This window comes from Streptomyces sp. NPDC031049 (assembly GCF_055571015.1).
In genome coordinates this window covers 314,383-335,855 of the sequence record NZ_JBVIGC010000003.1, presented here as the reverse complement: position 1 = coordinate 335,855, position 21,473 = coordinate 314,383, and the positions used below count along the sequence as shown (strand labels likewise).

20 protein-coding genes and 3 tRNA genes are annotated in these 21,473 nt (G+C 72.9%); 6 read left to right on the top strand and 17 right to left on the bottom strand.

Features of this window, described 5'->3' with window-relative positions:
- Positions 1–9: 9 nt before the first annotated feature.
- The 4 genes from ACZ45Q_RS07190 to ACZ45Q_RS07175 all read right to left on the bottom strand — a co-directional run bounded on the left by ACZ45Q_RS07190 (position 10) and on the right by ACZ45Q_RS07175 (position 5,614).
- Complete coding sequence (locus tag ACZ45Q_RS07190; protein WP_468256148.1) at positions 10–1,938, bottom strand: ABC transporter ATP-binding protein; 1,929 nt, start codon at positions 1,936–1,938, stop codon at positions 10–12.
- Positions 1,938–3,671: an ABC transporter ATP-binding protein gene (locus ACZ45Q_RS07185; protein ID WP_468256145.1), complete on the bottom strand. Its 1,734-nt coding sequence runs from the start codon at positions 3,669–3,671 to the stop codon at positions 1,938–1,940. The genes ACZ45Q_RS07190 and ACZ45Q_RS07185 overlap by 1 nt, the downstream gene beginning before the upstream one ends.
- Positions 3,672–3,790: 119 nt before the next feature.
- Positions 3,791–5,248, bottom strand: a complete 1,458-nt coding sequence (locus ACZ45Q_RS07180) for a xylulokinase (RefSeq protein WP_468256142.1) — start codon at positions 5,246–5,248, stop codon at positions 3,791–3,793.
- A 60-nt stretch (positions 5,249–5,308) separates the two neighbouring features.
- The gene (locus ACZ45Q_RS07175) at positions 5,309–5,614 is read right to left on the bottom strand and encodes a YtxH domain-containing protein (RefSeq protein ID WP_468256139.1); all 306 of its coding nucleotides are present in this window, start codon (positions 5,612–5,614) and stop codon (positions 5,309–5,311) included.
- Between the two features lie 146 nt (positions 5,615–5,760).
- Between ACZ45Q_RS07175 and ACZ45Q_RS07170 the strand changes: the two genes are divergently transcribed.
- The 3 genes from ACZ45Q_RS07170 to ACZ45Q_RS07160 all read left to right on the top strand — a co-directional run bounded on the left by ACZ45Q_RS07170 (position 5,761) and on the right by ACZ45Q_RS07160 (position 6,172).
- Positions 5,761–5,833 (top strand) — tRNA-Asn (locus ACZ45Q_RS07170).
- Positions 5,834–5,838: 5 nt separating this feature from the next.
- Positions 5,839–5,911, top strand: a tRNA-Asn gene (locus ACZ45Q_RS07165).
- Positions 5,912–6,098: 187 nt separating this feature from the next.
- Positions 6,099–6,172 (top strand) — tRNA-Ile (locus ACZ45Q_RS07160).
- Between the two features lie 278 nt (positions 6,173–6,450).
- On the opposite strand, the gene ACZ45Q_RS07155 is transcribed toward ACZ45Q_RS07160, so the two are convergent.
- From ACZ45Q_RS07155 to ACZ45Q_RS07100, 12 genes are all read right to left on the bottom strand, one after another.
- The gene (locus tag ACZ45Q_RS07155; RefSeq protein ID WP_468256136.1) at positions 6,451–7,158 is read right to left on the bottom strand and encodes a TetR/AcrR family transcriptional regulator; all 708 of its coding nucleotides are present in this window, start codon (positions 7,156–7,158) and stop codon (positions 6,451–6,453) included.
- 62 nt (positions 7,159–7,220) lie between these two features.
- Entirely contained in the window at positions 7,221–8,576 is a 1,356-nt protein-coding gene (locus ACZ45Q_RS07150) for an amino acid permease (protein WP_468256133.1), read from the bottom strand.
- A gap of 383 nt (positions 8,577–8,959) precedes the next feature.
- The gene (locus ACZ45Q_RS07145) at positions 8,960–9,706 is read right to left on the bottom strand and encodes an SDR family NAD(P)-dependent oxidoreductase (RefSeq protein ID WP_468256130.1); all 747 of its coding nucleotides are present in this window, start codon (positions 9,704–9,706) and stop codon (positions 8,960–8,962) included.
- Between the two features lie 41 nt (positions 9,707–9,747).
- Entirely contained in the window at positions 9,748–10,935 is a 1,188-nt protein-coding gene (locus ACZ45Q_RS07140; protein WP_468256483.1) for an MFS transporter, read from the bottom strand.
- A 165-nt stretch (positions 10,936–11,100) separates the two neighbouring features.
- Positions 11,101–11,616 (bottom strand): cupin domain-containing protein, encoded by a 516-nt coding sequence (locus ACZ45Q_RS07135; RefSeq protein ID WP_468256127.1) that lies wholly within the window; start codon positions 11,614–11,616, stop codon positions 11,101–11,103.
- Positions 11,617–11,619: 3 nt separating this feature from the next.
- On the bottom strand, positions 11,620–12,582 hold the full coding sequence (locus ACZ45Q_RS07130; protein WP_468256124.1) for a methionyl-tRNA formyltransferase: 963 nt from the start codon (positions 12,580–12,582) through the stop codon (positions 11,620–11,622).
- Between the two features lie 60 nt (positions 12,583–12,642).
- Positions 12,643–13,815, bottom strand: coding sequence for an acyl-CoA dehydrogenase family protein (locus tag ACZ45Q_RS07125; protein ID WP_468256121.1), 1,173 nt, complete (start codon positions 13,813–13,815; stop codon positions 12,643–12,645).
- A gap of 56 nt (positions 13,816–13,871) precedes the next feature.
- Positions 13,872–15,374, bottom strand: a complete 1,503-nt coding sequence (locus ACZ45Q_RS07120; RefSeq protein ID WP_468256118.1) for an FAD-binding oxidoreductase — start codon at positions 15,372–15,374, stop codon at positions 13,872–13,874.
- A gap of 94 nt (positions 15,375–15,468) precedes the next feature.
- Positions 15,469–15,813: a chorismate mutase gene (locus tag ACZ45Q_RS07115; RefSeq protein WP_468256115.1), complete on the bottom strand. Its 345-nt coding sequence runs from the start codon at positions 15,811–15,813 to the stop codon at positions 15,469–15,471.
- Positions 15,814–15,893: 80 nt separating this feature from the next.
- Positions 15,894–16,424 carry a flavin reductase family protein gene (locus tag ACZ45Q_RS07110; RefSeq protein WP_468256112.1) on the bottom strand — a complete coding sequence of 177 codons (531 nt, stop codon included), beginning with the start codon at positions 16,422–16,424 and terminating at the stop codon, positions 15,894–15,896.
- Between the two features lie 117 nt (positions 16,425–16,541).
- Positions 16,542–17,279 (bottom strand): anti-sigma factor, encoded by a 738-nt coding sequence (locus tag ACZ45Q_RS07105; protein WP_468256109.1) that lies wholly within the window; start codon positions 17,277–17,279, stop codon positions 16,542–16,544.
- Positions 17,276–18,217: an EamA family transporter gene (locus tag ACZ45Q_RS07100; RefSeq protein ID WP_468256106.1), complete on the bottom strand. Its 942-nt coding sequence runs from the start codon at positions 18,215–18,217 to the stop codon at positions 17,276–17,278. The genes ACZ45Q_RS07105 and ACZ45Q_RS07100 overlap by 4 nt, the downstream gene beginning before the upstream one ends.
- Before the next feature lie 140 nt (positions 18,218–18,357).
- On the opposite strand from ACZ45Q_RS07100, the gene ACZ45Q_RS07095 reads away from it, so the two are divergent.
- On the top strand, positions 18,358–19,245 hold the full coding sequence (locus ACZ45Q_RS07095) for a LysR family transcriptional regulator (RefSeq protein WP_468256103.1): 888 nt from the start codon (positions 18,358–18,360) through the stop codon (positions 19,243–19,245).
- Here the strand turns inward: ACZ45Q_RS07095 and ACZ45Q_RS07090 are convergent.
- Positions 19,226–19,885, bottom strand: a complete 660-nt coding sequence (locus tag ACZ45Q_RS07090) for an ANTAR domain-containing protein (RefSeq protein ID WP_468256100.1) — start codon at positions 19,883–19,885, stop codon at positions 19,226–19,228. The genes ACZ45Q_RS07095 and ACZ45Q_RS07090 overlap by 20 nt on opposite strands.
- Positions 19,886–20,071: 186 nt before the next feature.
- Here ACZ45Q_RS07090 and ACZ45Q_RS07085 point away from each other — a divergent pair, with 186 nt between their 5' ends.
- Both ACZ45Q_RS07085 and ACZ45Q_RS07080 read left to right on the top strand, forming a co-directional pair.
- Positions 20,072–20,455 carry an STAS domain-containing protein gene (locus ACZ45Q_RS07085; RefSeq protein WP_468256481.1) on the top strand — a complete coding sequence of 128 codons (384 nt, stop codon included), beginning with the start codon at positions 20,072–20,074 and terminating at the stop codon, positions 20,453–20,455.
- The gene (locus ACZ45Q_RS07080; RefSeq protein WP_468256097.1) at positions 20,452–21,405 is read left to right on the top strand and encodes an anti-sigma factor RsbA family regulatory protein; all 954 of its coding nucleotides are present in this window, start codon (positions 20,452–20,454) and stop codon (positions 21,403–21,405) included. The genes ACZ45Q_RS07085 and ACZ45Q_RS07080 overlap by 4 nt, the downstream gene beginning before the upstream one ends.
- Positions 21,406–21,473: the final 68 nt, after the last annotated feature.

Here is a 21,473-nt window from a genome sequence, read left to right as displayed (position 1 = left end):
GCACGACCCTCAGTCGACCTCGGCCACCGCCTCCGCGAACTGCGCCCGGTACAGCCGCGCGTACGCCCCGCCGGAGGCGAGCAGCACCTGATGCGACCCCTGCTCGACGATGGAGCCGTTCTCCATCACCAGGATCGTGTCCGCGTCCCGGATCGTCGACAGCCGGTGCGCGATCACGAACGACGTCCTCCCGGCCGCCAGCTTCGCCATCGCCTTCTGGATCAGCACCTCCGTCCGCGTGTCCACGGAACTCGTCGCCTCGTCCAGCACCAGGATCACCGGATCGGACAGGAACGCCCGCGCGATGGTGATGAGCTGCTTCTCACCGGCGCTGACCCCCGTCCCCTCGTCGTCGATCACGGTGTCGTACCCCTCGGGCAGCGTCCGGATGAACCGGTCGGCGTGCGCCGCCCGCGCCGCCTCCTCGATCTCGCCCCGCGTGACCTCGCGGGACGCCCCGTACGCGATGTTCTCCGCGATCGTGCCGCCGAACAGCCAGGTGTCCTGGAGCACCATGCCGATCTGGGCCCGCAGCTCGTCCCGGGACATCCTCGCGATGTCCACCCCGTCCAGCGTGATCCGCCCGCCGGACACCTCGTAGAACCGCATCAGCAGATTGACCAGCGTGGTCTTCCCCGCCCCCGTCGGCCCGACGATGGCGACCGTGTGACCCGGCTCCACCGTCAGCGACAGATCCTCGATCAGCGGCCTCTCCGGGTCGTACCGGAACGACACGTGCTCCAGCGCCACCCGCCCGCGCAGCTCGGCCGGCCGCTCGGAAGGCACCGGGTCGGCCTCCTGCTCCTCGGCGTCCAGCAGCTCGAAGATCCGCTCGGCGGAGGCCACCCCGGACTGCACCAGGTTCGCCATCGAGGCGACCTGCGTCAGCGGCATGGAGAACTGCCGGGAGTACTGGATGAAGGCCTGCACATCACCGATGGACAGCGAACCCGACGCCACCCGCAGCCCGCCGACCACCGCGACCAGCACGTAGTTCAGGTTGGAGACGAACATCATCAGCGGCTGCATGATCCCGCTGTTGAACTGCGCGCGGAACCCGGCCTCGTACAGCGCACGGTTCTGCTCGGTGAACTGCCGCGCCGACTCCTCCTGCCGGCCGAACACCTTCACCAGCGTGTGCCCGGTGTACATCTCCTCGATGTGCGCGTTCAGCGTGCCGGTCGAGCGCCACTGCTGCACGAAGTGCGGCTGCGACCGCTTGCCCACGCGCGTGGCGACGACGAACGACAGCGGCACGGTCACCAGCGCGACCAGCGCCAGGATCCAGGAGACGTAGAACATCATCGCCAGCACGCCGATGATCGTCAGCACCGAGTTGATGAGCTGGCCCATCGACTGCTGGAGCGTCTGCCCGATGTTGTCGATGTCGTTCGTCGCCCGGGACAGCACCTCGCCGCGCTGCCGCTTGTCGAAGTACGACAGCGGCAGCCGCGACAGCTTCGTCTGCACGCCCTCGCGCAGCCGGAACATGGTCCGGTTGACCGCCCGGTTCACCAGCCGGGTGGCCACCGCCATCAGCAGTCCGGCCACCGCGAACGTGCCCAGTGCCAGCAGCAGGACGTGACCGACCGCGCCGAAGTCGATGCCCTCGCCCGGGACGAAGTCGGTGCTGCGCAGCATGTCGGCGACGTCCCCGTCACCGCGCTCCCGCATCGACTGGAGCACCTGCTCCTTCGTCGCACCGGCGGGCATGTCCCGTCCGACGATGCCCGCGAAGACCAGGTCGGTGGCGTGGCCGAGGATCTTCGGCCCGATCACGTTCAGCCCGACGCTGATCACCACGCACAGCAGGAGCAGCCCGATCGTCAGCCGCTCCGGCCGGAACTGGGCGATCAGCCGCTTGCCGGACCCGGTGAAGTCCATCGACCGCTGGTCCGGGCCGCCCCCGGCCATCATCCGCGCCGCGGGCCCGGCCATCAGGCAGCCTCCGCTTCCGTCAGCTGGGAGAGCACGATCTCCCGGTAGGTGTCGTTGCCCGCCATCAGCTCCTGGTGCCGGCCGGTGCCGACGACCCGGCCCTCGTCCAGGACCACGATCCGGTCGGCGTCCCGGATGGTCGCCACCCGCTGGGCGACGATGACGACGGTCGCCTCGGCGGTCTCCGCGGCGAGCGCCGCGCGCAGGGCGGCGTCGGTGGCGTAGTCGAGGGCGGAGAAGGAGTCGTCGAAGAGGTAGATCTCGGGGCGCTGCACCAGCGTCCGCGCGATCGCCAGTCGCTGCCGCTGGCCGCCGGAGACGTTCGTCCCGCCCTGCGCGACCGGCGCGTCGAGACCGCCGTCCAGCCGTTGTACGAAGTCCTTGGCCTGCGCCACCTCCAGCGCGTGCCACAGCTCCTCGTCCGTGGCGTCCGGGTTGCCGTAGCGCAGATTGGTGGCGACGGTGCCGGCGAAGAGGTACGGCTTCTGCGGCACCAGCCCGACGGTGCGCGCCAGCAGCCGCGGGTCCAGCGTCCGTACGTCCGTGCCGTCGACCAGCACCTCGCCGTCGGTGGCGTCGAACAGCCGGGGGACCAGCCCGAGCAGCGTGGACTTGCCGCTGCCGGTCGAGCCGATCACGGCGGTGGTCTCGCCGGGCCGTGCCACCAGGTCGATGTTCCGGAGCACCGGCTCCTCGGCGCCGGGGTAGCGGAACCCGGCGCCGCGGATCTCCAGATGCCCGTGCCGCCGCAGCTCCGTGACCGGCGCCACCGGCGGCACCACGCTGCTCTCGGTGTCCAGCACCTCCTGGATGCGCTCGGCGCACACCTCGGCGCGCGGCACCATCATGAACATGAAGGTGGCCATCATCACGGACATGACGATCTGCATCAGATAGGCGAGGAACGCGGTCAGGTCGCCGATCTGCATCCCGCCGCTCGCGATCCGGTGGGCGCCGAACCACACCACCGCGATCGACGACAGGTTCACCACCGTCATGACCACCGGGAACATCAGCGCCAGCAGGTTCCCGGCGCCCAGCGCCACCTCGGTCAGATCGGCGTTGGCCCTGCGGAACCGCTGCTGCTCGTACTCGTCGCGGACGAAGGCGCGGATGACGCGGTTGCCGGTGATCTGCTCGCGCAGCACCCGGTTCACCGTGTCCAGGCGCTCCTGCATGGCCCGGAACAGCGGGCGCAGCCGCCGCACGATCAGCGTCACGCACACGCCCAGCACGGGCACGACCGCGACCAGCACCCCGGACAGCGGCACGTCCAGGCCCAGCGCCAGCACCACGCCGCCGACGCACATGATGGGCGCCGACACCATCAGCGTGAACGTCATCAGCGCGAGCATCTGCACCTGCTGGACGTCGTTCGTGGTCCGCGTGATGAGCGAGGGGGCGCCGAAGTGTCCGACCTCACGCGCGGAGAAGGACTGCACCCGGTCGAAGACGGCGGCGCGCACGTCCCGGCCGAGCGCCGCCGCCGTACGGGCGCCGTAGTACACGGCCCCGACGTTGCAGACGACCTGGGCCAGCGAGATGACGATCATCAGGGCGCCGTGGCCCAGGATGTAGCCGGTGTCGCCGAGCACGACACCCCGGTCGATGATGTCCGCGTTCAGCGTCGGCAGGTAGAGGGTGGCGCAGGTCTGGAGGAACTGAAGCGCCACCACCAGGGCGATGGGTTTTCTGTAGGGCCCGAGATGGGCCCTCAGCAGTCGTATGAGCACACTGGTCTCTCGGGATCGGCGACAGGGGCGGGGACGGTTGGTTGCCCCTGGCCCCTATCGTCGGGCACTCCACCGGTGTTACCTCAACCGATTAACCCAACAGGGCCACCGCCCGGCCCCTACGGACGGAACGCCCCCGGATGGGTCTGCTCCCGCACCGACACGAACTGCTGGCGCACCGCCTGACCGACCGCCAGTTCCTCGCCCGGCTCCAGCACCTGCGCCACCGCGCCCTGCCAGGCCGGCGGAGTCCGCGCGTCGAGCGTGCCCTGCGACGCCCCGAGCGCCCACGCCGCCTGCCGGGCGGCACCGACCGCCGCGTAGTCCGCGGGCTGCGGTACGACCACCTGCACCCCGAACAGCGAGGGGGCCGCCGCCTGCACGGCCGGCAGTTCGGCCGCCGGGCCCAGCAGGAAGATCCGCCGCACCTCCACGCCCCGGCCGCGCAGCACGTCCAGGGCGTCGGCGAGCCCGCACAGCATGCCCTCGAACGCCGCCCGCGCCAGGTGCTCCGGCTTCATCGACTCCCGCCGCAGACCCGCCAGTGTCCCGGCGGTGTGCGGAAGGTGCGGGGTCCGCTCGCCCTCCAGATAGGGGAGCAGCACCAGCCCGTGCGCCCCCGGCGTCGACTTCATCGCCAGCTCGGACAGGCTCTCCAGATCCGGCACCCCGAGCAGCTCGGCGGTCCCGCGCAGGGCCCGTACGGCGTTCAGGGTGGTGACGACGGGCAGGTGCATGCCGGTGGCGTCGGCGAGGGAGGTGATCATGCCGGTGTGGTCGACGAGGGCCTCGGGATGCACGGCCATGACCGAACCCGAGGCGCCGAGCGACACCACCGCGTCGCCCAGCCCGATGCCCAGCCCGAACGCCGCGGCCTGGGTCTCGCCGGTCCCGGCGGAGATCAGCAGCCCCTCCGGTGTGGTGCCCGCCGCGTCGGCCGGGCCGATCACCTCCGGCAGCATCGCCTGGTGGCCGAGGGCCAGCTCCACCAGATCGGGCCGGTAGCCGCCGGTCGCCGCCGACCAGTACCCGGTCCCGGAGGCCCCGCCCCGGTCCGTGGTCCGCCTGACCGGCCGCCCGAGCAGCTGCCACACCAGCCAGTCGTGGGCCTGGAGCAGAACGGCCGTGCGCGCGGCGGCCTCCGGTTCGGTCCGCGCGAGCCAGCGCAGCTTGGTCACCGGCTGCGCGGCCTGCGGCACACAGCCCACGGCCTGCGCCCAGGCCTCGCGCCCGCCGAGCGCGTCGATCAGATCGGCGGCGGCGACCTGGGCCCGCTTGTCGGCGCCCACCATGGCGGGCCGCACGGTGCCGCCCTGGGTGTCCAGCGGCACGACCGCGCCGGACTGCGCCGACACGCCGATGGCCTGCACGCCCTCCAGCAGCCCGCCGCCGGCCGCCTCGCCCAGCGACAGCAGCCACGCCTGCGGGTCGACGTCGGAGGGGCGAGCGCCGGTTCCCTCCGGGGGGTGCGAAGGGTGCGGCGCGTAGCCCTGCCGCAATACGGCGCCCGTGTCCGAGTCACAGACGACGATGCGAGTGAAATCGGGTGAGCTGTCCAGCCCGGCGACTATCCCCATGGCGAAAATTCTGCCGTATCGCGGCGCCCGGCTCGGCCCGTGGGCGCCGCGGGGGTGCGGTCAGGTGTTGCTGGTGCCCCAGTCGTCGCTTCCGCTGCCGTTGGCGGAACGCTCGCGCAGGGTGCGGACGCGCTGGGCGACCGAGTCGGGCATGCGGTCGCCGACCTTGTCGCTGACCACGTGGTAGGCCTTGTCCGCGTAGTGGCGGCCCTGCTGGGCGGCGGACTCGGCGGTGTTGCGGACGGCCGGGTTCTGCGCCACCTGACGGGCGGCCTTCCGCAGCTGCTCGTAGCGCTCGCGCCCGGCCCTGGTGCCCAGGACGTATCCCACGGCGAGTCCGACGACGAACGTGAGCCGGTAACGCATGGCAGCCACCCTTCCCTTGCCTGTCTACGGTGCCGGGGAGGTACCGATTGGCGGAGCACCCCCCTGCTTGCGCTAATGTATGTGTCGCAGCGAGCGCGCGCCCCCTGGCGGATACCCAGGGAGGTACGTCCGATGCATCGAGACATTCCTCGGTAGCTCAATTGGCAGAGCAGCCGGCTGTTAACCGGCAGGTTACTGGTTCGAGTCCAGTCCGGGGAGCTCGGTCCTCCGTAGCTCAATTGGCAGAGCAGCCGGCTGTTAACCGGCAGGTTACTGGTTCGAGTCCAGTCGGGGGAGCATGCTGAACGAGGACCCTCCGGGGTCCTTTTTCATGTCCGGCCCGACCTGCGGGAACCGGACGGACCGCGGCGGAGTCCTCAAGGTCAGGAAGGTGCCGTGGAAGCCGACCATCCGAGGCAGGAGATCGTATGAGCGGCTATGCTGCGGCAGACGGCGCGCACACATGTACGCGACACGCCGCTATGGGGCGGTAGCTCAGCCGGTTAGAGCAGCGGACTCATAATCCGTCGGCCGTGGGTTCGAGTCCCACCCGCCCCACTCTCGTTCTTACGGGCAGAATCGATCTGACCTGCGTCGGGGTGATCGGCGTCGGGATCGGCACCGTGCCCGGGGCCGATCCTTCCCGCGGGGTGGTCACAGGTGCTCACGCGCGCCGGAAGATCGCTCGGACGGAGTCTTCCGAGCCGGGGGACGAGCGCCGCGGCCGGCTCCGCGACGGCACCGGGCCGCGGGGGCCATGCATCTCCTCTTCCGCGCGACCGGAGGGCGCCGGGACGAGGACGTCGCAGCCGACGGGCCGTCAGGAACCTTCGCGGCTAGCGTTCCGCCGGTTTTTCCAAGCCCAGCATGTCGAGGGCCGAGTCCATCTCCGCCTCGAACAGGAGCCGGGCGTTGGCCTGCGGGCCGAACTGGCCGTAGACCTCCAGTGCCACCGGCCCGTACATGCGGCTCCAGACGCGCAGTGAGGCCAGCAGTGCCTGCGGAGGCAGGTGCGGGAAGCACTCGCGGGCGAGGTCGGCGAGGGAGGGGACGAAGTCGCCCCACTCGGCCCCGGCCCGCTTGAGCCTGTCGGGCGCGGTCGGCCACGCGGCGTCGACCAGGCCGAGGAGGATCATGCAGCACCGGCGGGCGGCAGCGACGACGATGTCGGCGGTGGGGGCGTAGCCCGGGGAGCTGTCGCCGTAGGTGAGGCGGAACTCCGCCGGGTGTGTGCGGGCCCACTCGCGGAAGGTGTCGGCGACGGCGAGGAGCCGGGCGGCGGTGGCGTCCTCGGGGAGCGCGTCGCGGGCGGCCTCCTGCTGGTCGGCGAGACGGTTGTAGGTGTCGGCCGCGAGTGTGGCGAGCAGGTCGTCCCGGGTGTCGAAGTAGCCGTACAGGGCGGCGGCCGTCATGCCCATCTCGCGGGCGATGCCGCGCAGGGTGATCCCGGCGACGTCGCCGGCGGCGAGGAGTTCGAGGGCCACCTGCTTGATCTGGGCGGTGGTCTCCATCCGCAGGCGTTCGCGGCGCGACATGGTCGGCATTCGGGGGCTCCTCCTCCAGCACACGGCGAGTGGTCGTTTTCCCCCGCGGAAACACCGTTCACTTACCTTACCGTGTTGGGTATCCCGGTCGTCGCGGCCGCCGCCCTTCTGCCGTGCTTCAGCGCGCACGCCGCCAGGACCACGCCCAGGCTGCCCAGGCTCATCAGCAACTGCGGCCGGGTGTCCGCGGTGAACAGCATCGACAGCAGGACCGCCGTCAGCGCGAGGATGACGGACCAGGTCACGTACGGGAATCCCCACATCCGGAACGTCAGCCGTTCGGGCCCGGTGCGCTCGGCGCGGAGGCGCAGGACCAGTTGGGAGACGGCGATCCCGAGGTACATGAGGATCAGCACCGCGCCGGTCGAGTTGAGCAGGAAGGGGAAGACCCGCTCGGGGACGGCCGCCTGCGCGGCCACGGCGGCGCAGCCGGCCACCGTGCCGAGCAGGACGGCCGGCCGGGGGCGGGCGGCCCGGCGGGGCGCGTCACCGTGCGCGGCCAGGGTGGCGAGCATCCGTGAGGAGGCGTACAGCGTGGAGTTGAGCACCGACAGCAGGGCGGTGAGGATCACCACGCTCATCGCGGTACCGGCGAAGGGAACCCCGATCCGGGTCAGGGCGGTCACGTACGGGCTCTCGGCGCCGGAGACCGCCGGCCACGGCACGATCATCAGCACCAGCAGCACCGAGCCGAGGAAGAACACGAGGATGCGCCAGACGATCTGCCGGGTCGCCCGGGCCACGGCGCGTGCCGGGTCGGGGCACTCGGCGGCGGCGACGGCGACGATCTCGGTGCCGCCGAAGGCGAAGATCACCCCGACGGTGGCGGTGAGGACGGCTCCGAAGCCGTGGGGCGCGAAGCCGCCGTACGCGGTGAGGTTCGCCGGGCCCGACCGGTCCGGCCCGGGCGCGCCGCCACCGCCCAGCAGGTACGCCGTTCCCAGCGCGAGGAAGGCGACGATCGCCGCGATCTTGACGAGGGCGAACCAGAACTCCGCGTCGCCGAAGCACCGGGAGGAGTGCAGGTTCACGGCCGTCAGGGCGGCGAGCAGCACCAGGCTGAACAGCCAGGCGGGCGCCTGGGGCAGCAGGCCGTGCAGGATCTGCCCGCCGGCGATCGCCTCGATGGCGACGATCGCGACGAAGGCGTACCAGTACAGCCAGCCGACCGTGAAACCCGCCCAGTCGCCGAGCGCGAGCCGGGCGTAGTCGGCGAAGGACCCGGCCATCGGCCGGGCCGCGACCATCTCGCCGAGCATGCGCATGAGGAGCAGTACCAGCGCGCCGGCCAGGGCGTAGCTGATCAGCGCCGCCGGACCGGCTGCCCGGATGGTCTGCGCCGAACCGACGAACAGGCCGGTGCCGACCGCTCCGCCCATCGCCATCATGGTCAGGTGGCGGCTCTGGAGCGCCTGCATTCCCGTCCTCCCGTCAGGGCGTGAGCGATCGGCGCGTGGCGGCCGTCGGTGGTGGTGTGGAGGGCCGCCGGGACGCGGCCGGCCTCGGCGTACCCGCCGGGGTGGAGCGGGCGCGGCCCCGGGTGGCGCCCGTCCCGGAGGGCCCGGCCCGGTCGGGCGATCCCGGTCGCCGCGGTGGCGGTGGGAACCGTCCGGAGGCCCCGGCGGTCCTGGTGCGGTGCGGACATGTCGTCCTCCCTTGCGGGGTGCGGGGTGCGGGGTGCGGGGTGCGGGGTGCGGTGCGCTCGTGCGCCCGTGCGCCCGTACGCGGGGTGGGGTGTGCGGTACGCCGTACGCGGGGTCCGGTGGCCGGGGCGTCCCCGGCGGTCAGGGGCGGGCCGGCGTCAGGCGTTGGCGCCGCCGTCGACGGTCAGCGTGGTGCCGGTGACGAAGGACGCCTCCTCGCTCGCGAGGTACAGCACCGCACTCGCGATCTCGGGAGCGGTGCCGTAGCGGCCGAAGATGTTCTGGCCGCGCTGGAAGTCGGCGGACGGGCCGTCGGCCGGGTTCATCTCGGTGTCGATCGAGCCGGGCGCCACCTGGTTGACGGTGATGGAGCGCGGCCCCAGGTCGCGGGCGAGGCCGACGGTCAGGCCGTGGATCGCCGCCTTCGACATGGCGTACGGGGTGAAGCCGGGCGCCGGGACCTGGCTGGCCAGGCAGGAGCCGACGTTGATGACGCGTCCGCCTTCGGGCATGGCCGCGGTGGCGGCCTGGGCGGTGAGGAAGGCGCCGCGCACGTTGATGTCCAGCGTGCGGTCGAGGGTGTCCAGGGGCACGTCGGCCAGCGGCGGGCAGCTCATGTCCGCGTAACCGGCGTTGTTGACGAGGATCCGGATCGGGCCCAGCCGGCGTACGACCTGCTCGACGGCCGCGCGGATGGCGTCCGCGTCGGCGGCGTCGGCCTCGACGGTCAGCGCGCGCCGGCCGTGGGACCGGACCTGCTCGGCCACCGCCTCGGCCTCGTCCTTGCGGGAGCGGTAGGTGATGGCGACGTCGGCGCCGTGGGCCGCGAGGGTCCGGGCGATCTCGGCGCCGATGCCGCGCGAGCCGCCGGTGACCAGGGCCGGGCCGTGGAGAGTGGTCGTCACACTGTTTCCTGTTCTGTGCGGGGGGTGGGCGAGGGGCGCGCTCATACCGCGGCGTGCTGCTGACCGGGGGCGGCGGCGGGGGTGCTGTCCTTTCCGGCCCGCAGGTCGGGGAGGAGGGTGAAGATGCCGAGGAAGGCCATCACCACGCCGAGGATCAGCGGGGCGCGCAGTCCGTACGCGTTGATGCCGACGCCGCCGAGCCAGGAGCCGATGACGATGCCGAAGGTGATGAACGAGGAGTGCACGGTGTTCACCAGGGGGCGGGCGTTGGCGGTGCGCTGGACGCGGGTGATCATGCAGGGGTTCATGGTGACGCCGACGAGGCCGATGCCCATCATGAAGATCAGCGCGGGCACGGTGACCTCGGCGAAGAGGGCGAAGCCGGCCAGGAAGAGGACGTTGAGGCCGAGCCCGGCGAGCTGGGTGACGATGGTGTGCTTGTCGGCGAGCCGGCCCACGACGGAGTTGCCGACGACGGTCGCGGCGCCGTAGGCGACCAGCAGCCACGGCACGGCACCCTCGCTGAAGCCGGTGAGCTCGGTGAGGATCGGCGTGAAGTAGCTGAAGGCGGAGAAGGTGGCGCCGATGATCAGCGTGGAGGTGGAGAACACCAGCCACAGGCGCGGGTTCTTGAAGACGCGCATCTCCTCCTTGACGGAGGGGCCCGCATGACCCTCGGCCGCCCGGACGGAGGGGACGCCGACGACCGTCGTGAGGGCCGCGACCACGGTCAGCGCGGAGATCGCCCAGAAGGCGGCCCGCCAGCCGAACTGGCCGCCGACGAAGGTGGAGATCGGCAGGCCGAGCAGGGTGCCGAGCATCAAGCCGTTCATGGCGGCGCCGATGGCCTTGCCGCGCACCTCCGGCTTGGCGATCTCGGCGACGACCGAGAGCGAGACGCCGAAGAAGGCGGAGGAGGCCACACCGGTGATGACCCGTCCGAGGGCCATCGTCCAGTAGTCGGTCGACAGCGCCGCGAGGACGTTGCCGGACAGGAAGACGGCGAAGAGGACCATGAGGGCGCTCTTGTGGGGCAGCTTGAGCACGGCGGTGGCCAGGAACGGCCCGCCGAGGGCCATGGCCACGGCGAACGCGGTGATCAGGTAGCCGACCTGGGGAATGGTGGCGCCCAGGCCCTCGGAGATCTGGGGCATCAGACCGGCCACCACGAACTCGCTGGTGACCATGGCGAAGATGCCGAGGGCCAGGACGTACACGGCCTTGGGCACGGCCGTCACAACCTTTCTATAGGGGGGATCGCTCCGGAACGGAGGGCGCACGCGGCCCTCGGAGCGGGCGGGGCGACAGGGCGGGGGCGGCCGGCGCTCCGGCCCCGGGCGCAGTGCTCCGGCGGTGGGTCGGCCGGGGCTGTGGCCGGGCCGGCCGGCGCGCGCTCAGCCTTCTTCTTCGAAACTCGCCGGGGACACGCCGTACCGCGTGCCCACCTCCGCGACCCCCGGCGGGTCCTCCACCGGCACCGGCACGCCCGGGGTGGGAGCCACGCCGGCCTCCAGGAAGAAGTCCTCCACGCCGCCCGGCGTGAAGATGAGCAGCAGCTTCGCGGCGTGCAGCGAGTGATTGCGGAAGTGGTGCGCGACGCCGCGGGGTACGAAGACGAAGTCGCCCGTGGCCGCTTCGTACGTGCTGTCGCCGACGCGGATCGTCAGCTGTCCGTCGAGGACGTAGAACGCCTCGTCCTCGTTGGCGTGCCGGTGCGGCGGCGGGCCGCCCCCGGGCGGGACGGACGCCTCCAGCACGGCGATGGAGCCGCCGGTCTCGGCCGCGCCCGCCTTGACGCTGTAGACGTCACCGGACAGCCAGGTCGCCTTGCCGCCGCCGGCCGGGACGTGCAGGACCCGTCGTACCTCGGTGGGCACCTCGGCCTGCCGGGTGGCTTCGTAGAGGGACATCGCTCACCTCACCGCGATCGTTTCGCCCATGAGCGCGAAGGCCGGGTCCTCGACCGGCACCTCGCGTCCGCCGCACTCCACCGTGACCAGCCGCAGCCAGTCGCCGTCCCCGCAGGCCACGTACAGCCGCGTACCGCGGCGCACCAGCGTGCCGGGCGGTGCCTCGCCCGCCTCCGGGCGCCCGCCGTCCCCGAGGGCCGCCGACAGCACCCGCACCCGCCCGCCCCCGGGGGCGGTGAACCAGGCTCCGGGGCTGCGGTAGGCGGCGCGGACGTGGCGCTCCACGACGGCCGCCGGCAGGGCGAAGTCGAGCCGGTAGTCCTCGTCCCGGGGCCGCCCGTAGTAGGAGCGGCGGGTCATGTCCTGCGGGGTGCGCACCAGCGTGCCCTCGACCAGGTGCGGGATCAGCTCCAGCAGCATCAGGACGTTGGCGCGCTCCTGCATGGTGCGCAGTTCCAGGCCGGTCTCGTGTCCGGAGAGCGGGATCTGGTGCTGCATCAGCAGGTCGCCGTCGTCGAGTTCGTGGCCCATCTCGATGGCGGACACGGCACTGACGGGCGCCCCCTCGCGGACCATCCAGTAGAACGGGGCCAGGCCCGCGAACTCCGGGAGCGGGGAGGGGTGGAAGTTGACGGAGGTACGGCGCGGCAGGGCCAGCAGCGGCGGCCTGAGCAGTTGCTGGAAGTTGCCGACGAGGAAGTAGTCGGCCTCCAGGGCGGCCAGCGCCTCGACGTGGTCGGCGTCGTTGACCGACCGGGGCCGCAGCACGCGCACACCCAGGGCGTGGGCCTGCTCGGCGACGTCGACGCTCTCCTCGTCGCCGGTGAAGTAGGAGCACAGCTTCCCGTGCGGGGAGGTGACCACGGCGGCCAGTTCCACGTTCGGGTGGCCGTGCAGGATGCTCAGGAAGGGAGAACCCAGCTTGGAGTTGACTTCCGTGAACAGCACGACACGTATGGAATCCATGACGGTTGGACGCTTCTTCTCTCTGCGATGCTCTGCGGTGAACCGGTCGCGGTCCGCGGTCTAGAAGAACGGTGACGTGGAGCGACCGCCGAGCAGGACGTTGCCGGTCAGCTGGAGCACGGAGTCCTGCGCCACGGCGTGCTGGCACATCGTGTTGGCGTCGCGCAGCCAGCGGTCCAGCGGGTGCGGCTTGTAGACGGACGAGCCGCCGACCAGGTCGAACAGCTCGTGGACGATCGAGCGTGCGGTACGGAAGGCGTGGCGGCGGGCGATGGCCGTGGCCACCCGGGCGTCGTCACTCAGCTCGTCGCCGGAGACCAGGGCGTCCCACTGCACCCGGAGCGTGCTGTAGACCCCGGCCCGGGCGGCGATGAGCTCGCCTTCCAGGCGGGCGATGGCGGACTGGACGCGGTAGTCCTCCCGCCACGGCGTGCCGGTCTCGCGATCGGTGCGTACGGCGGCGAGTTCGCGTACGTGGTCCAGGGCGGCGCGTGCCATGCCGAGCGGGATGCCGGGCATCTTGCGCAGGATCGCGTCCGGGGCCGCGTGCAGGGGGCCGGGCCGCTTGGGCTCGGAGAAGGAGAAGGAGCGCTCCTCGGGCACGAAGAGGTCGGTGCAGGAGTAGTCGCGCGAGCCCGAGCCGGCCAGGCCGGTGGTGTGCCAGGTGTCGTGGAACTCGTACGCGGCGGGTTCGGCGATCATCACGCGCCAGTGCGGGCCGCTGCCGGTGACCGGGTCGGTCTCGACCTCGCCGTCCGGTCCGTACACGTGGACGCCCGCGCCCAGCCAGTCGCAGTGCGAGGAGCCGGAGCCGAACTTCCAGCGGCCGGTCACCCGGAAGCCGCCGGGCACCCGGACGGCCTTGCCCTGCGGGTAGATCCAGCCGGAGTTGGCCATGTCGAGCGAGGGCCACATCTCCCGGGCGACCTGGTCGTCGAGGTAGCCGGAGTAGATGCCCGAGTCCATGCCGATCATGGCGCACCAGCCCACGGAGGCGTCGCCGGTGGAGAGGATCTCGATCAGCTCGGCCTGCTCCATCGAGGTCATCTCCGGACCGCCCCAGGTCTTGGGCATGGCCGCGCGGAACACGCCGGCGGAGCGCAGGAGTTCGACGATGTCGTCGGGCAGGCGGCGCTCGGCCTCGATCCGGGGCGCGTTCTGCCGCAGGACGGGGACGAGTTCACGCGCGCGGTCCAGGATCGCCGCGGGCGTGTCGGGTGTGTGCTGGGTCATCACGTTCTCACCAGGGGTGCGGGAGGCGGGTGCGGAAGGGCGGGACGGGGTGGTGGTCATGCGTAGCGGCCGGCGGCGATGACCCGGTGCGGGTCGGTGGCGTCGCGCAGCGCGCGCTGGAGGGCGGTTTCAGCGCTGTCCGCGGCCCCGGCACCGGTACGGGCACGGGCGCGGGCGTGGTCCGCGTCGAGGCGGTACGGGCGGAACCCCGCCTCGCCGAACCAGGCGTGGGCGAGGTCCAGGGCCCGGTGGGCGGCGGGGGCCTGGGCGCCGTGATCGAAGGGGAAGGAGACGACGAGGTCGATCACGTCGGCGTCGAGGGCGTTCACCGTGGAGCCGGGGCGGATGCCGGTCGCCCGGTGGATGCGGTCGAGGATGTCGAGCGCGCGGACGACGCAGGCGCCGTCGAACGGCAGGAACGGCAGGAAGAACAGCCAGCCGTCGCCTTCGCCGTCCACGCGGTCCGCCGTCGTGCCGGTGGCCGAGGCGAGCATCCGCTCGTTGTGCGCCACGGAGCCGTTGTAGGCGGCGTGCACCACGTGGGCGACGACGTCCTCGTCGGCCGGGGGTGCCTCGTCGCTGGAGGCGACCGAGGTGAACAGGCCCGACTCGGCCATCTCGGCCAGCAGGACCTCCTTCAGGGCGGCGGCGGAACGCTCGGTGCCCTCCACGCACAGATGGGCGACGTACGTACCGGCGGTGTCGCCGCCTCCGTAGGTGGCGGTGGAGGCGGTGTCGTACACCTTGATCACGCCGGCGACGAGGCCGTTGGCCTTCCAGCCGCGCAGCGCGTCGACCGCCGGCGCGAGCACCTCGCGGTGGAACCCGGCGCGTACGGTCACCTGCCGCTGGGGACGGGGCACCAGCCGGACCACGGCGGCGGTGACGACGCCCAGGTCTGACTGGGTGAACAGGTGGAGCAGCGAGGGCCCGAGGCCGAGCGGGTTGAACGCCTCGCCCTTGCCGTGCGCGGCGTCGTCCGGCCACCAGCCGACGTGCGCGATCTCGCCGTCCGGCAGCACGACCTCCAGGCCGAGCAGGTCGTCGGTGCGCTGGCGGCGCAGGCCCACGCCGCGGTCCACGGCGTTGCCGAGGACGCTGGTGTGGCCGGAGGACGCGGTGACGTTCAGCAGCCGTCCCGTGCCGGCCAGCCGCTCGGACAGCTCCTTCTGCGTGACGCCGGGCTCGACGACGGCGTAGCCGGCGTCGGTGTCCAGGGCGCGCACCGCGTCGAGGCGGTCGAGTTCGAGGCGTACGACGGGGCCGGCGGCCGGTTCCTTGGAGCCGAGCCCCCAGTTGCGGCCGGTGGAGACGGGGTGCAGGCCGGGCAGTTCGGCGCCGGACGCGGCGGCGGTGCGGAAGGCGTCCACGACCTGGCGGACGTCCGCCACCGAGCCGGGGCGCACGACGGCGTGGGTGGCGCGCGGCGCGAAGGCGGAGACGTTGCGCGACGGCGGCAGGGGAGCGGCGGAGTCGTGGTGTACGGCGTCGGGTCCCAGGGCCGCCTGGAGTTCGTCCAGTACGGGCTTGAGATCCGGGAAGTGACTGTTCTCGGGCATGCCTCGACCTCGAAGGAGACGTGGGTGTGCGAAGAGGTGGGTGGTGGGGCGCTTCAGTGCCTCGGGTGCTCGGGTGCTCGGGTGCTCGGGTGCCTCAGGCGTTTGAAGCGGGGCGGTCGGGTGCGGCGTCCCCGAGGTAGACGGGTGAGAGCGGGCCGCGCGCCACGACGTGGGCCAGGACGCGTACGGTCCGGGCGGGCGCGCCGGCCCAGGCGGCGTCGGCCGCGCACAGCGCGGGTACGTCCCAGCCGTCCTCGCGCAGGGCGAGGGCGGGGGTGTCGCCGACGAGGTCCGGGCTGCTGGTGAAGAACAGGCTCACCACGTCGTCGCGGGTCAGCGCGTTGCGGCCGAGCAGCTCCCCGACGAGGTGCCGGGTGGCGGCGGCGATGTGCGCCGGGGTGTCCTCGGTGACCGTCGTGGCGCCGCGAACCGCCGACACGCGGGGGGTGGCGGCTCGGGTGGCGGCCGGGGGTGCCGCCACGCGGGAGGCCGGCCCGTGCGCACGCCCGGCGGTACCGCTCATTCGGCGGCCGCCGGCGCGGGGGTGAGCCGGCCCCGGTGGAACAGCAGCGCTCCGCCGGCGTCGTCCCCGGCCCGGACGTGTTCGACGCGGCCCAGGAAGAGCGTGTGGTCGCCGCCGGGGAACCGCTCCTCGGTCCGGCAGCAGAGGGTGGCGAGCGCACCGGGCAGGAACGGGTACGCGGCGTCGTCGTCGGTGGCGAAGTGCTCGCGCAGCCCGTGCCCGAACGGTTTGTCACGCGAGGCGAAGAGCCGTGCCAGGTCGCCCTGGCGGTCGGAGAGCAGGTGCACCTGGAACCGGCCCGTGGCGTCGATCACCGGATAGGTGCGGGAGGACCGCATCACGGAGACCAGAACCCGGGGCGGATCCAGAGAGACGGAGACGAACGAGTTGGCGGTCATCGCCGCGGCTTCCTCGCCCTGCCCCGACGACAGCACGGTGACGCCGGTCGGGAACAGGCGCATCACGGACCGGAGATCATCCGGAGCGGACGCGGGTGCGGGCATGGCAGTGCCCATGGTTGTGGCCACTTCCCCCTCCTCGGAGTTATCGGCAGAAGGAAACTTAACAGGGTTTAGACACCCTGGAAAGCAAGGTCATCAGGGCCACAACTTGCTCATTGCCAATACGAAACCCTCTCTTGACCTTTAACTTGAGGGCTCCTTGCGGTTGCGGTGCGCTGACAGGCCGGGCCCTCGGCGTCGCGGGGGACCGGCGCGGAGGACGCGGTGACGTGGTGCGGTCCGGCCCGTGAGGGCGGCGGTGGTCGTGGAGGTGGGGCGGGGGGACCCGCCGGCCGGTTCGACGGTGATGCCCACGGCCGAGGCGGCGTTCGCCGAGCCCTCCACGGCGAGGGCCTGGCCGGTGCGGTACGCGTCCAGCAGACCCGCCGGCCGCATACCGCCGTCGACCTGGTACCACGCCGGGTAGGCCTTGCCCGGCGGGGGAGCGGGCAGGTCCACCGGCAACACCGCCTGGTCACGGCGGTCGGAGACGACGACCGTGGCGCGTGAGCCGTCCTCCAGGCGAACCGTGCGGGTGCCGGCGTCCGGAGCGCCGAGCACGGCGATGGGCTCGTCCAACTGCCCGCGGGCCTGCCGGGCCTGGGCGGTGGCGTTCTCGGCGCGGTCGTGCTGCCACACGGCGATGCCGCCGAGCGCCGCCGCTGCCCGGCAGGCGGCCAGAACGGAAGCTCGATGCGCTCGACCGGCGCTCGCAGCGGTAGTGCGAGGGCCGGGAAGGCGAGGGCCGGTAGCGCGAGGGCCGGGAACGCGCGTGCGCGCCCGGTCCCTCGCCTGTCGAGGCCGGAGGGCGCCGCGGACGGAGCCGTCCGCGGCGCCCCGCCCGCGTATCCGGAGCGGTGAGCCGGACGCGGGCCCGGTCACGGTCCGCGGACTCGGTCCGCGGACCGGTCGCCCGGAGTCTCCTGCCGCTCACCGGTGCCACCGGATGTCCCTCCTCCGCGCGGACGCGGCTGTGCCAGCAGTACCGCGACGAGGATCACCAGGACGCCGGTCAGCTGCGGAAGCGACAGGGTCTCGTCTCTGAACACGTATCCGAGGAGCGTCGCGACCGCCGGGCTTCCCAGGGCGAGGAACGAGACCGCCGGGGCCGGCAGGCGTTCGATGCCGCGGAACCACACGGCGTAGCTCACGATGGCGCCCAGGCAGATCAGATGGGCGAACCCGGCGGCGTTCGCCGCGGTGAGGGTGCTCGGCAGTCCTTCGACGGCCGGTGTGAAGGGCAGCAGCACCAGTCCGCCCGCCGTGAGCTGCCAGCCGGTGAAGGGCAGCAGCCCCACTCCCGCGGGACGGCCCCACCGCTTGGTCAGGGTGATGCCGGCGGCCATGCAGGCCGCGCCGCCCAGCGCGGCCGACAGGCCCACGGCGTCCAGCTCCCGCGGCCCCTCCGTCACGAGCAGCAGCACACCGGCCGTGCCGAGGGCGCAGGCCAGCCCCTGCGTCCACCGGATCCGGTCCCCGAGGAACAGGGCCGCCAGGACCAGGACGAGCATCGGCTGCGCCGACATGATCACCGCGGCTGTGCCGCCCGGGAGGCGGTAGGCCGCGACGAACAACAGGTAGTTGAACGCACCGAGGTTGAGCGTTCCGAGCACCAGGGACCGCCACAGCCAGATCCCGGCCGGCAGCGTGCGGGTGAACGCCAGGAGGATCAGGCCCGCGGGCAGCGTGCGCGCGGTCGTGGCCAGCAGGGGGCGGTCGGGCGGCAGCAGCTCCGTCGCCACCAGGTAGGTGCTCCCCCAGATCGCCGGCGCCAGTGCCGTCACGCCCGCCGTGAGAAAGGGCCGGTCGTTGTTCCTCATGCCGTACCGCCTCCGTCCGCTCCGCGCCGGCCGGAAGGCCCGGCATCGAGGGAATCGGCGCACGCTCAGTCTCGGCGGGCCCTCAGCCATGAGTCCAACACATGCTTGTCACTTCATCCATCGCGATTCACGATGGATGCATGGAGCTCCAGCAGATGCGCTACGTCGTCGCCGTGGCGGAGACGAACAGCTTCACGCGGGCCGCCGAGCGCTGCCTGGTCGTCCAGTCCGCCCTCAGCCACCAGATCGCTCGCCTGGAACGCGAACTGGGCGCGCGGCTCTTCGAGCGCACCAGCCGCCGGGTCCGGCTCACCCAGGCCGGCGAGGCGTTCCTCCCGGCCGCCCGCCAGTGTCTGGAGGCGGCCGAGCGCGCCGTCAACGAGGTGGCGGCGGCCGTCGGCGAGGTGCGGGGGCGGCTCGCCGTGGGACTGATCCCCAGCGTCGCCGCGGTCGACATCCCGGGCGCGCTGCGCGACTTCCACCGGCGGTACCCGTCGGTGCGGATCGGTCTGAGCGTCGGCGCGAGCGACGAACTCGTGGAACAGGTCAGGCAGGGCGCCATCGAGGTCGCCTTCCTCGGCTTTCCGACCACGGCGCGGCCCCAGGGCGTCCACGCCCGGGAACTCGCCCGGGACCGGCTGGTCGCCGTGGTCTCGCCCGGCCATCCCCTCGCCGGAGAGACCGAGGTCAGCCTGCGGCGGCTCTCCTCGGAGGTGTTCGTCGACCTGCCGGCCAGGACGGCCGGGCGGGCCCAGTCCGACCTCGCCTTCGGCGCCGCCGGCCTCACCCGGAACGTCGCCTTCGAGGTGACCAACGCCGACTACCTGGCACGCCTGGTGGGGGAGGGGCTCGGCGTCGCCCTGCTGCCCTCCGCCTACGTGCCCCAGCTCACCGGCGTGACCACCATCGAGGTCACCGACGCGCCGGCCCGCGTGGAGTACGTCATCTGGAGCCGCGACACCCGTACGCCCGCGGCCACCGCCTTCCTGGAGCTGTTCGGCGTGCCCGTCACGCCCGGCGCCGGCTGAAGCGGTCCAGGGCGGTGCGCAGCGCCTTGCGTACGTCCTCGGGCGGGGCGGGCCCGTCGTCCACGGCGCCGGCGGTGACCACCGCGGCGACGGTGCGCAGCTTGGTGTTGGACAGCTGCGAGGCCTCCCGCAGGATGTGCCACGCCTCCTCGGACGTACAGGCGTGGACGGCCATCAGGACACCGCGCGCCTGGTCGATCACGGGGCGGGAGTCGATCGCCTGCCGGAGCTGGCGCACCTCCTCCCTGAGGTCCGTCAGATCCCGGGAGCGCTCCGGCGCCGGCGGGTCGGCGGCGCGGCGCAGCGGGTCGGCGGCGTCCAGGTCCGCCAGCCGAAGGGCCCGGTGCGGCTGGACGGTGAAGTTCGTCACGGCGACCGGCACCCCGTGCCGCAGCCCGTAGTCGCCCAGCAGGTCCAGGAACCGCAGCCCCGCCGTGTCCATGAAGGCGACGTCTCTCATGTCCACGTCGACGCGGGTGAGCCCGGCCGGCAGCCCGGCCAGGGTCTCGGCCAGGACGTCCACGCACCCGTGGACCAGTTCCCCCCGGGGAAGGAGCAGCGCCCGGTTCCCTTCCACCCGGCCCTCGATGACCAGCGCGGCCGGCCTCCCGCCCGGCCGTGGTGGTGCCGCTGAGGTCATGTCACCGCCCAGTCGCCTCACGTCCGCCGTCCCCCGGCGGACTCCGTCGATGCCGTACCCCCGTCGCCGCCCGTCGGGCCGCGCCGCACATGCGCCTGCCCGCCGGCATGCGGAGTACACCCGGCGTCCGGGAGTGAGGGGGGCCGGTCGGGGTAGAGACCCCTCGTCCGGGAGCATGGGAGACGAATCGTGGGCACTCGGGGCGAGGTGCCGGGCACAGCGGCCGGTGGAGCACCGGCGCTGACGGTGTCGCCGCTGGCCGGGCGCAGGGGCGTCAGGGCGGCGGGGGAAGTGGGACTGGCCACGCGCGAGACCTGGCAGCGCGTCCTGGAACAGGCGGTGAACGCGCACGGGGACGACGGGAAGGGCGACGAGGGTGAGGACGTGTACTACCTTGAGCTGTCAGCGGTGACGTTCGTCGACGTCGCCGGGGCCGGGGAGCTGGCGGTCGCCGCCCAGCGGCTGCCGGACGGCCGCCGGCTCGTGCTGAACCGGCCGCCGGCCACGCTGTGCCGGGCCCTGGAAATGCTCTGGCCCGACCTGCCGGCGATCGAGGTGTCGATGTCATGAGGACCGTGGGCGCACCGCCCCCCGAGGCCGCCGATCCCTTCGTCCATCCCGCGCTGTTCTACCGGGACGACGACGAGTACCTCGCCGGTACCGTGCCCTTCGTCCGGGACGGACTGGCGGGCGGCGAACCGGTCGCCGTGGCCGTGCCGGGGGAGCGGCTGGAGCTGCTGCGGGACGCCCTCGGGGACGACGCCCGTGCGGTGCGGCTGCTCGACATGCGGGAGGCCGGGCGCAACCCCGGGCGGATCATCCCCGGCGTGCTGCGGGCCTTCGCCGACGCCCAGGACCCCGGCCGGCGGGTGCGGATCATCGGCGAGCCCATCTGGGCCGGGCGCACCGACACCGAGTACCCGGCCTGCGCCCAGCACGAGGCGCTGATCAACGCGGCCTTCGCGGGGCGCACGGCGACCATCCTGTGCCCGTACGACGCAGTGCGCCTGGACGAGCGGGTCCTCGCCGACGCGCACGCCACCCACCCCACGGTCATCACCGACGGCTCCGCGACCGCGCGGGACAGCGCCGCCTACGACCCGTCCGGCGTCGTCGCCCGCTACAACGAGCCGCTGCCGCCCGCGCCGGGCGGGCTCGTCCTCGCCTTCGACCGGACGTCGCTCTCCGACGCCCGGCACGCCGCCACCGCCGAGGGCGCGCGGCTCGGTCTGAGCGGGGTCCGGCTGGACGACCTGGCGCTGGTCACCGCCGAACTGGCCACCAACAGCGTCGTGCACGGCAGCGGCAGCGGCGTGCTGCGGGTGTGGGACGAGGACGGCAGCGTGGTCTGCGAGGTCCACGACGGCGGGCGGCTCACCGACCCGCTGGCCGGACGCCGGCCCGCCCCCCGCGACCGGCGCGGCGGACGCGGGCTGCTGCTGGTCAACCTGGTCTGCGACCTGGTGAGGATCCACACCTCGGCGAACGGCACGACCGTACGCTGCTGGCTCGCCCTCTGACGCCGGGTCACCGCCGGCCGGCCCTCTTACGGCCGGTCACCGCACCCGCACCGGCGCGCACGGCGCGG

What these genes read in the sequence shown, in the direction of transcription:
- ACZ45Q_RS07175 (WP_468256139.1), bottom strand. Translation starts at nt 5,614, where the DNA reads ATGCGTTACCGGCTCACGTTCGTCGTCGGACTCGCCGTGGGATACGTC.
- ACZ45Q_RS07180 (WP_468256142.1), bottom strand. Translation starts at nt 5,248, where the DNA reads ATGGGGATAGTCGCCGGGCTGGACAGCTCACCCGATTTCACTCGCATC.
- ACZ45Q_RS07080 (WP_468256097.1), top strand. Translation starts at nt 20,452, where the DNA reads ATGAGGACCGTGGGCGCACCGCCCCCCGAGGCCGCCGATCCCTTCGTC.
- ACZ45Q_RS07155 (WP_468256136.1), bottom strand. Translation starts at nt 7,158, where the DNA reads ATGCCGACCATGTCGCGCCGCGAACGCCTGCGGATGGAGACCACCGCC.
- ACZ45Q_RS07090 (WP_468256100.1), bottom strand. Translation starts at nt 19,885, where the DNA reads ATGACCTCAGCGGCACCACCACGGCCGGGCGGGAGGCCGGCCGCGCTG.
- ACZ45Q_RS07100 (WP_468256106.1), bottom strand. Translation starts at nt 18,217, where the DNA reads ATGAGGAACAACGACCGGCCCTTTCTCACGGCGGGCGTGACGGCACTG.
- ACZ45Q_RS07190 (WP_468256148.1), bottom strand. Translation starts at nt 1,938, where the DNA reads ATGGCCGGGCCCGCGGCGCGGATGATGGCCGGGGGCGGCCCGGACCAG.
- ACZ45Q_RS07095 (WP_468256103.1), top strand. Translation starts at nt 18,358, where the DNA reads ATGGAGCTCCAGCAGATGCGCTACGTCGTCGCCGTGGCGGAGACGAAC.
- ACZ45Q_RS07150 (WP_468256133.1), bottom strand. Translation starts at nt 8,576, where the DNA reads ATGCAGGCGCTCCAGAGCCGCCACCTGACCATGATGGCGATGGGCGGA.
- ACZ45Q_RS07125 (WP_468256121.1), bottom strand. Translation starts at nt 13,815, where the DNA reads ATGACCCAGCACACACCCGACACGCCCGCGGCGATCCTGGACCGCGCG.
- ACZ45Q_RS07135 (WP_468256127.1), bottom strand. Translation starts at nt 11,616, where the DNA reads ATGTCCCTCTACGAAGCCACCCGGCAGGCCGAGGTGCCCACCGAGGTA.
- ACZ45Q_RS07120 (WP_468256118.1), bottom strand. Translation starts at nt 15,374, where the DNA reads ATGCCCGAGAACAGTCACTTCCCGGATCTCAAGCCCGTACTGGACGAA.
- ACZ45Q_RS07130 (WP_468256124.1), bottom strand. Translation starts at nt 12,582, where the DNA reads ATGGATTCCATACGTGTCGTGCTGTTCACGGAAGTCAACTCCAAGCTG.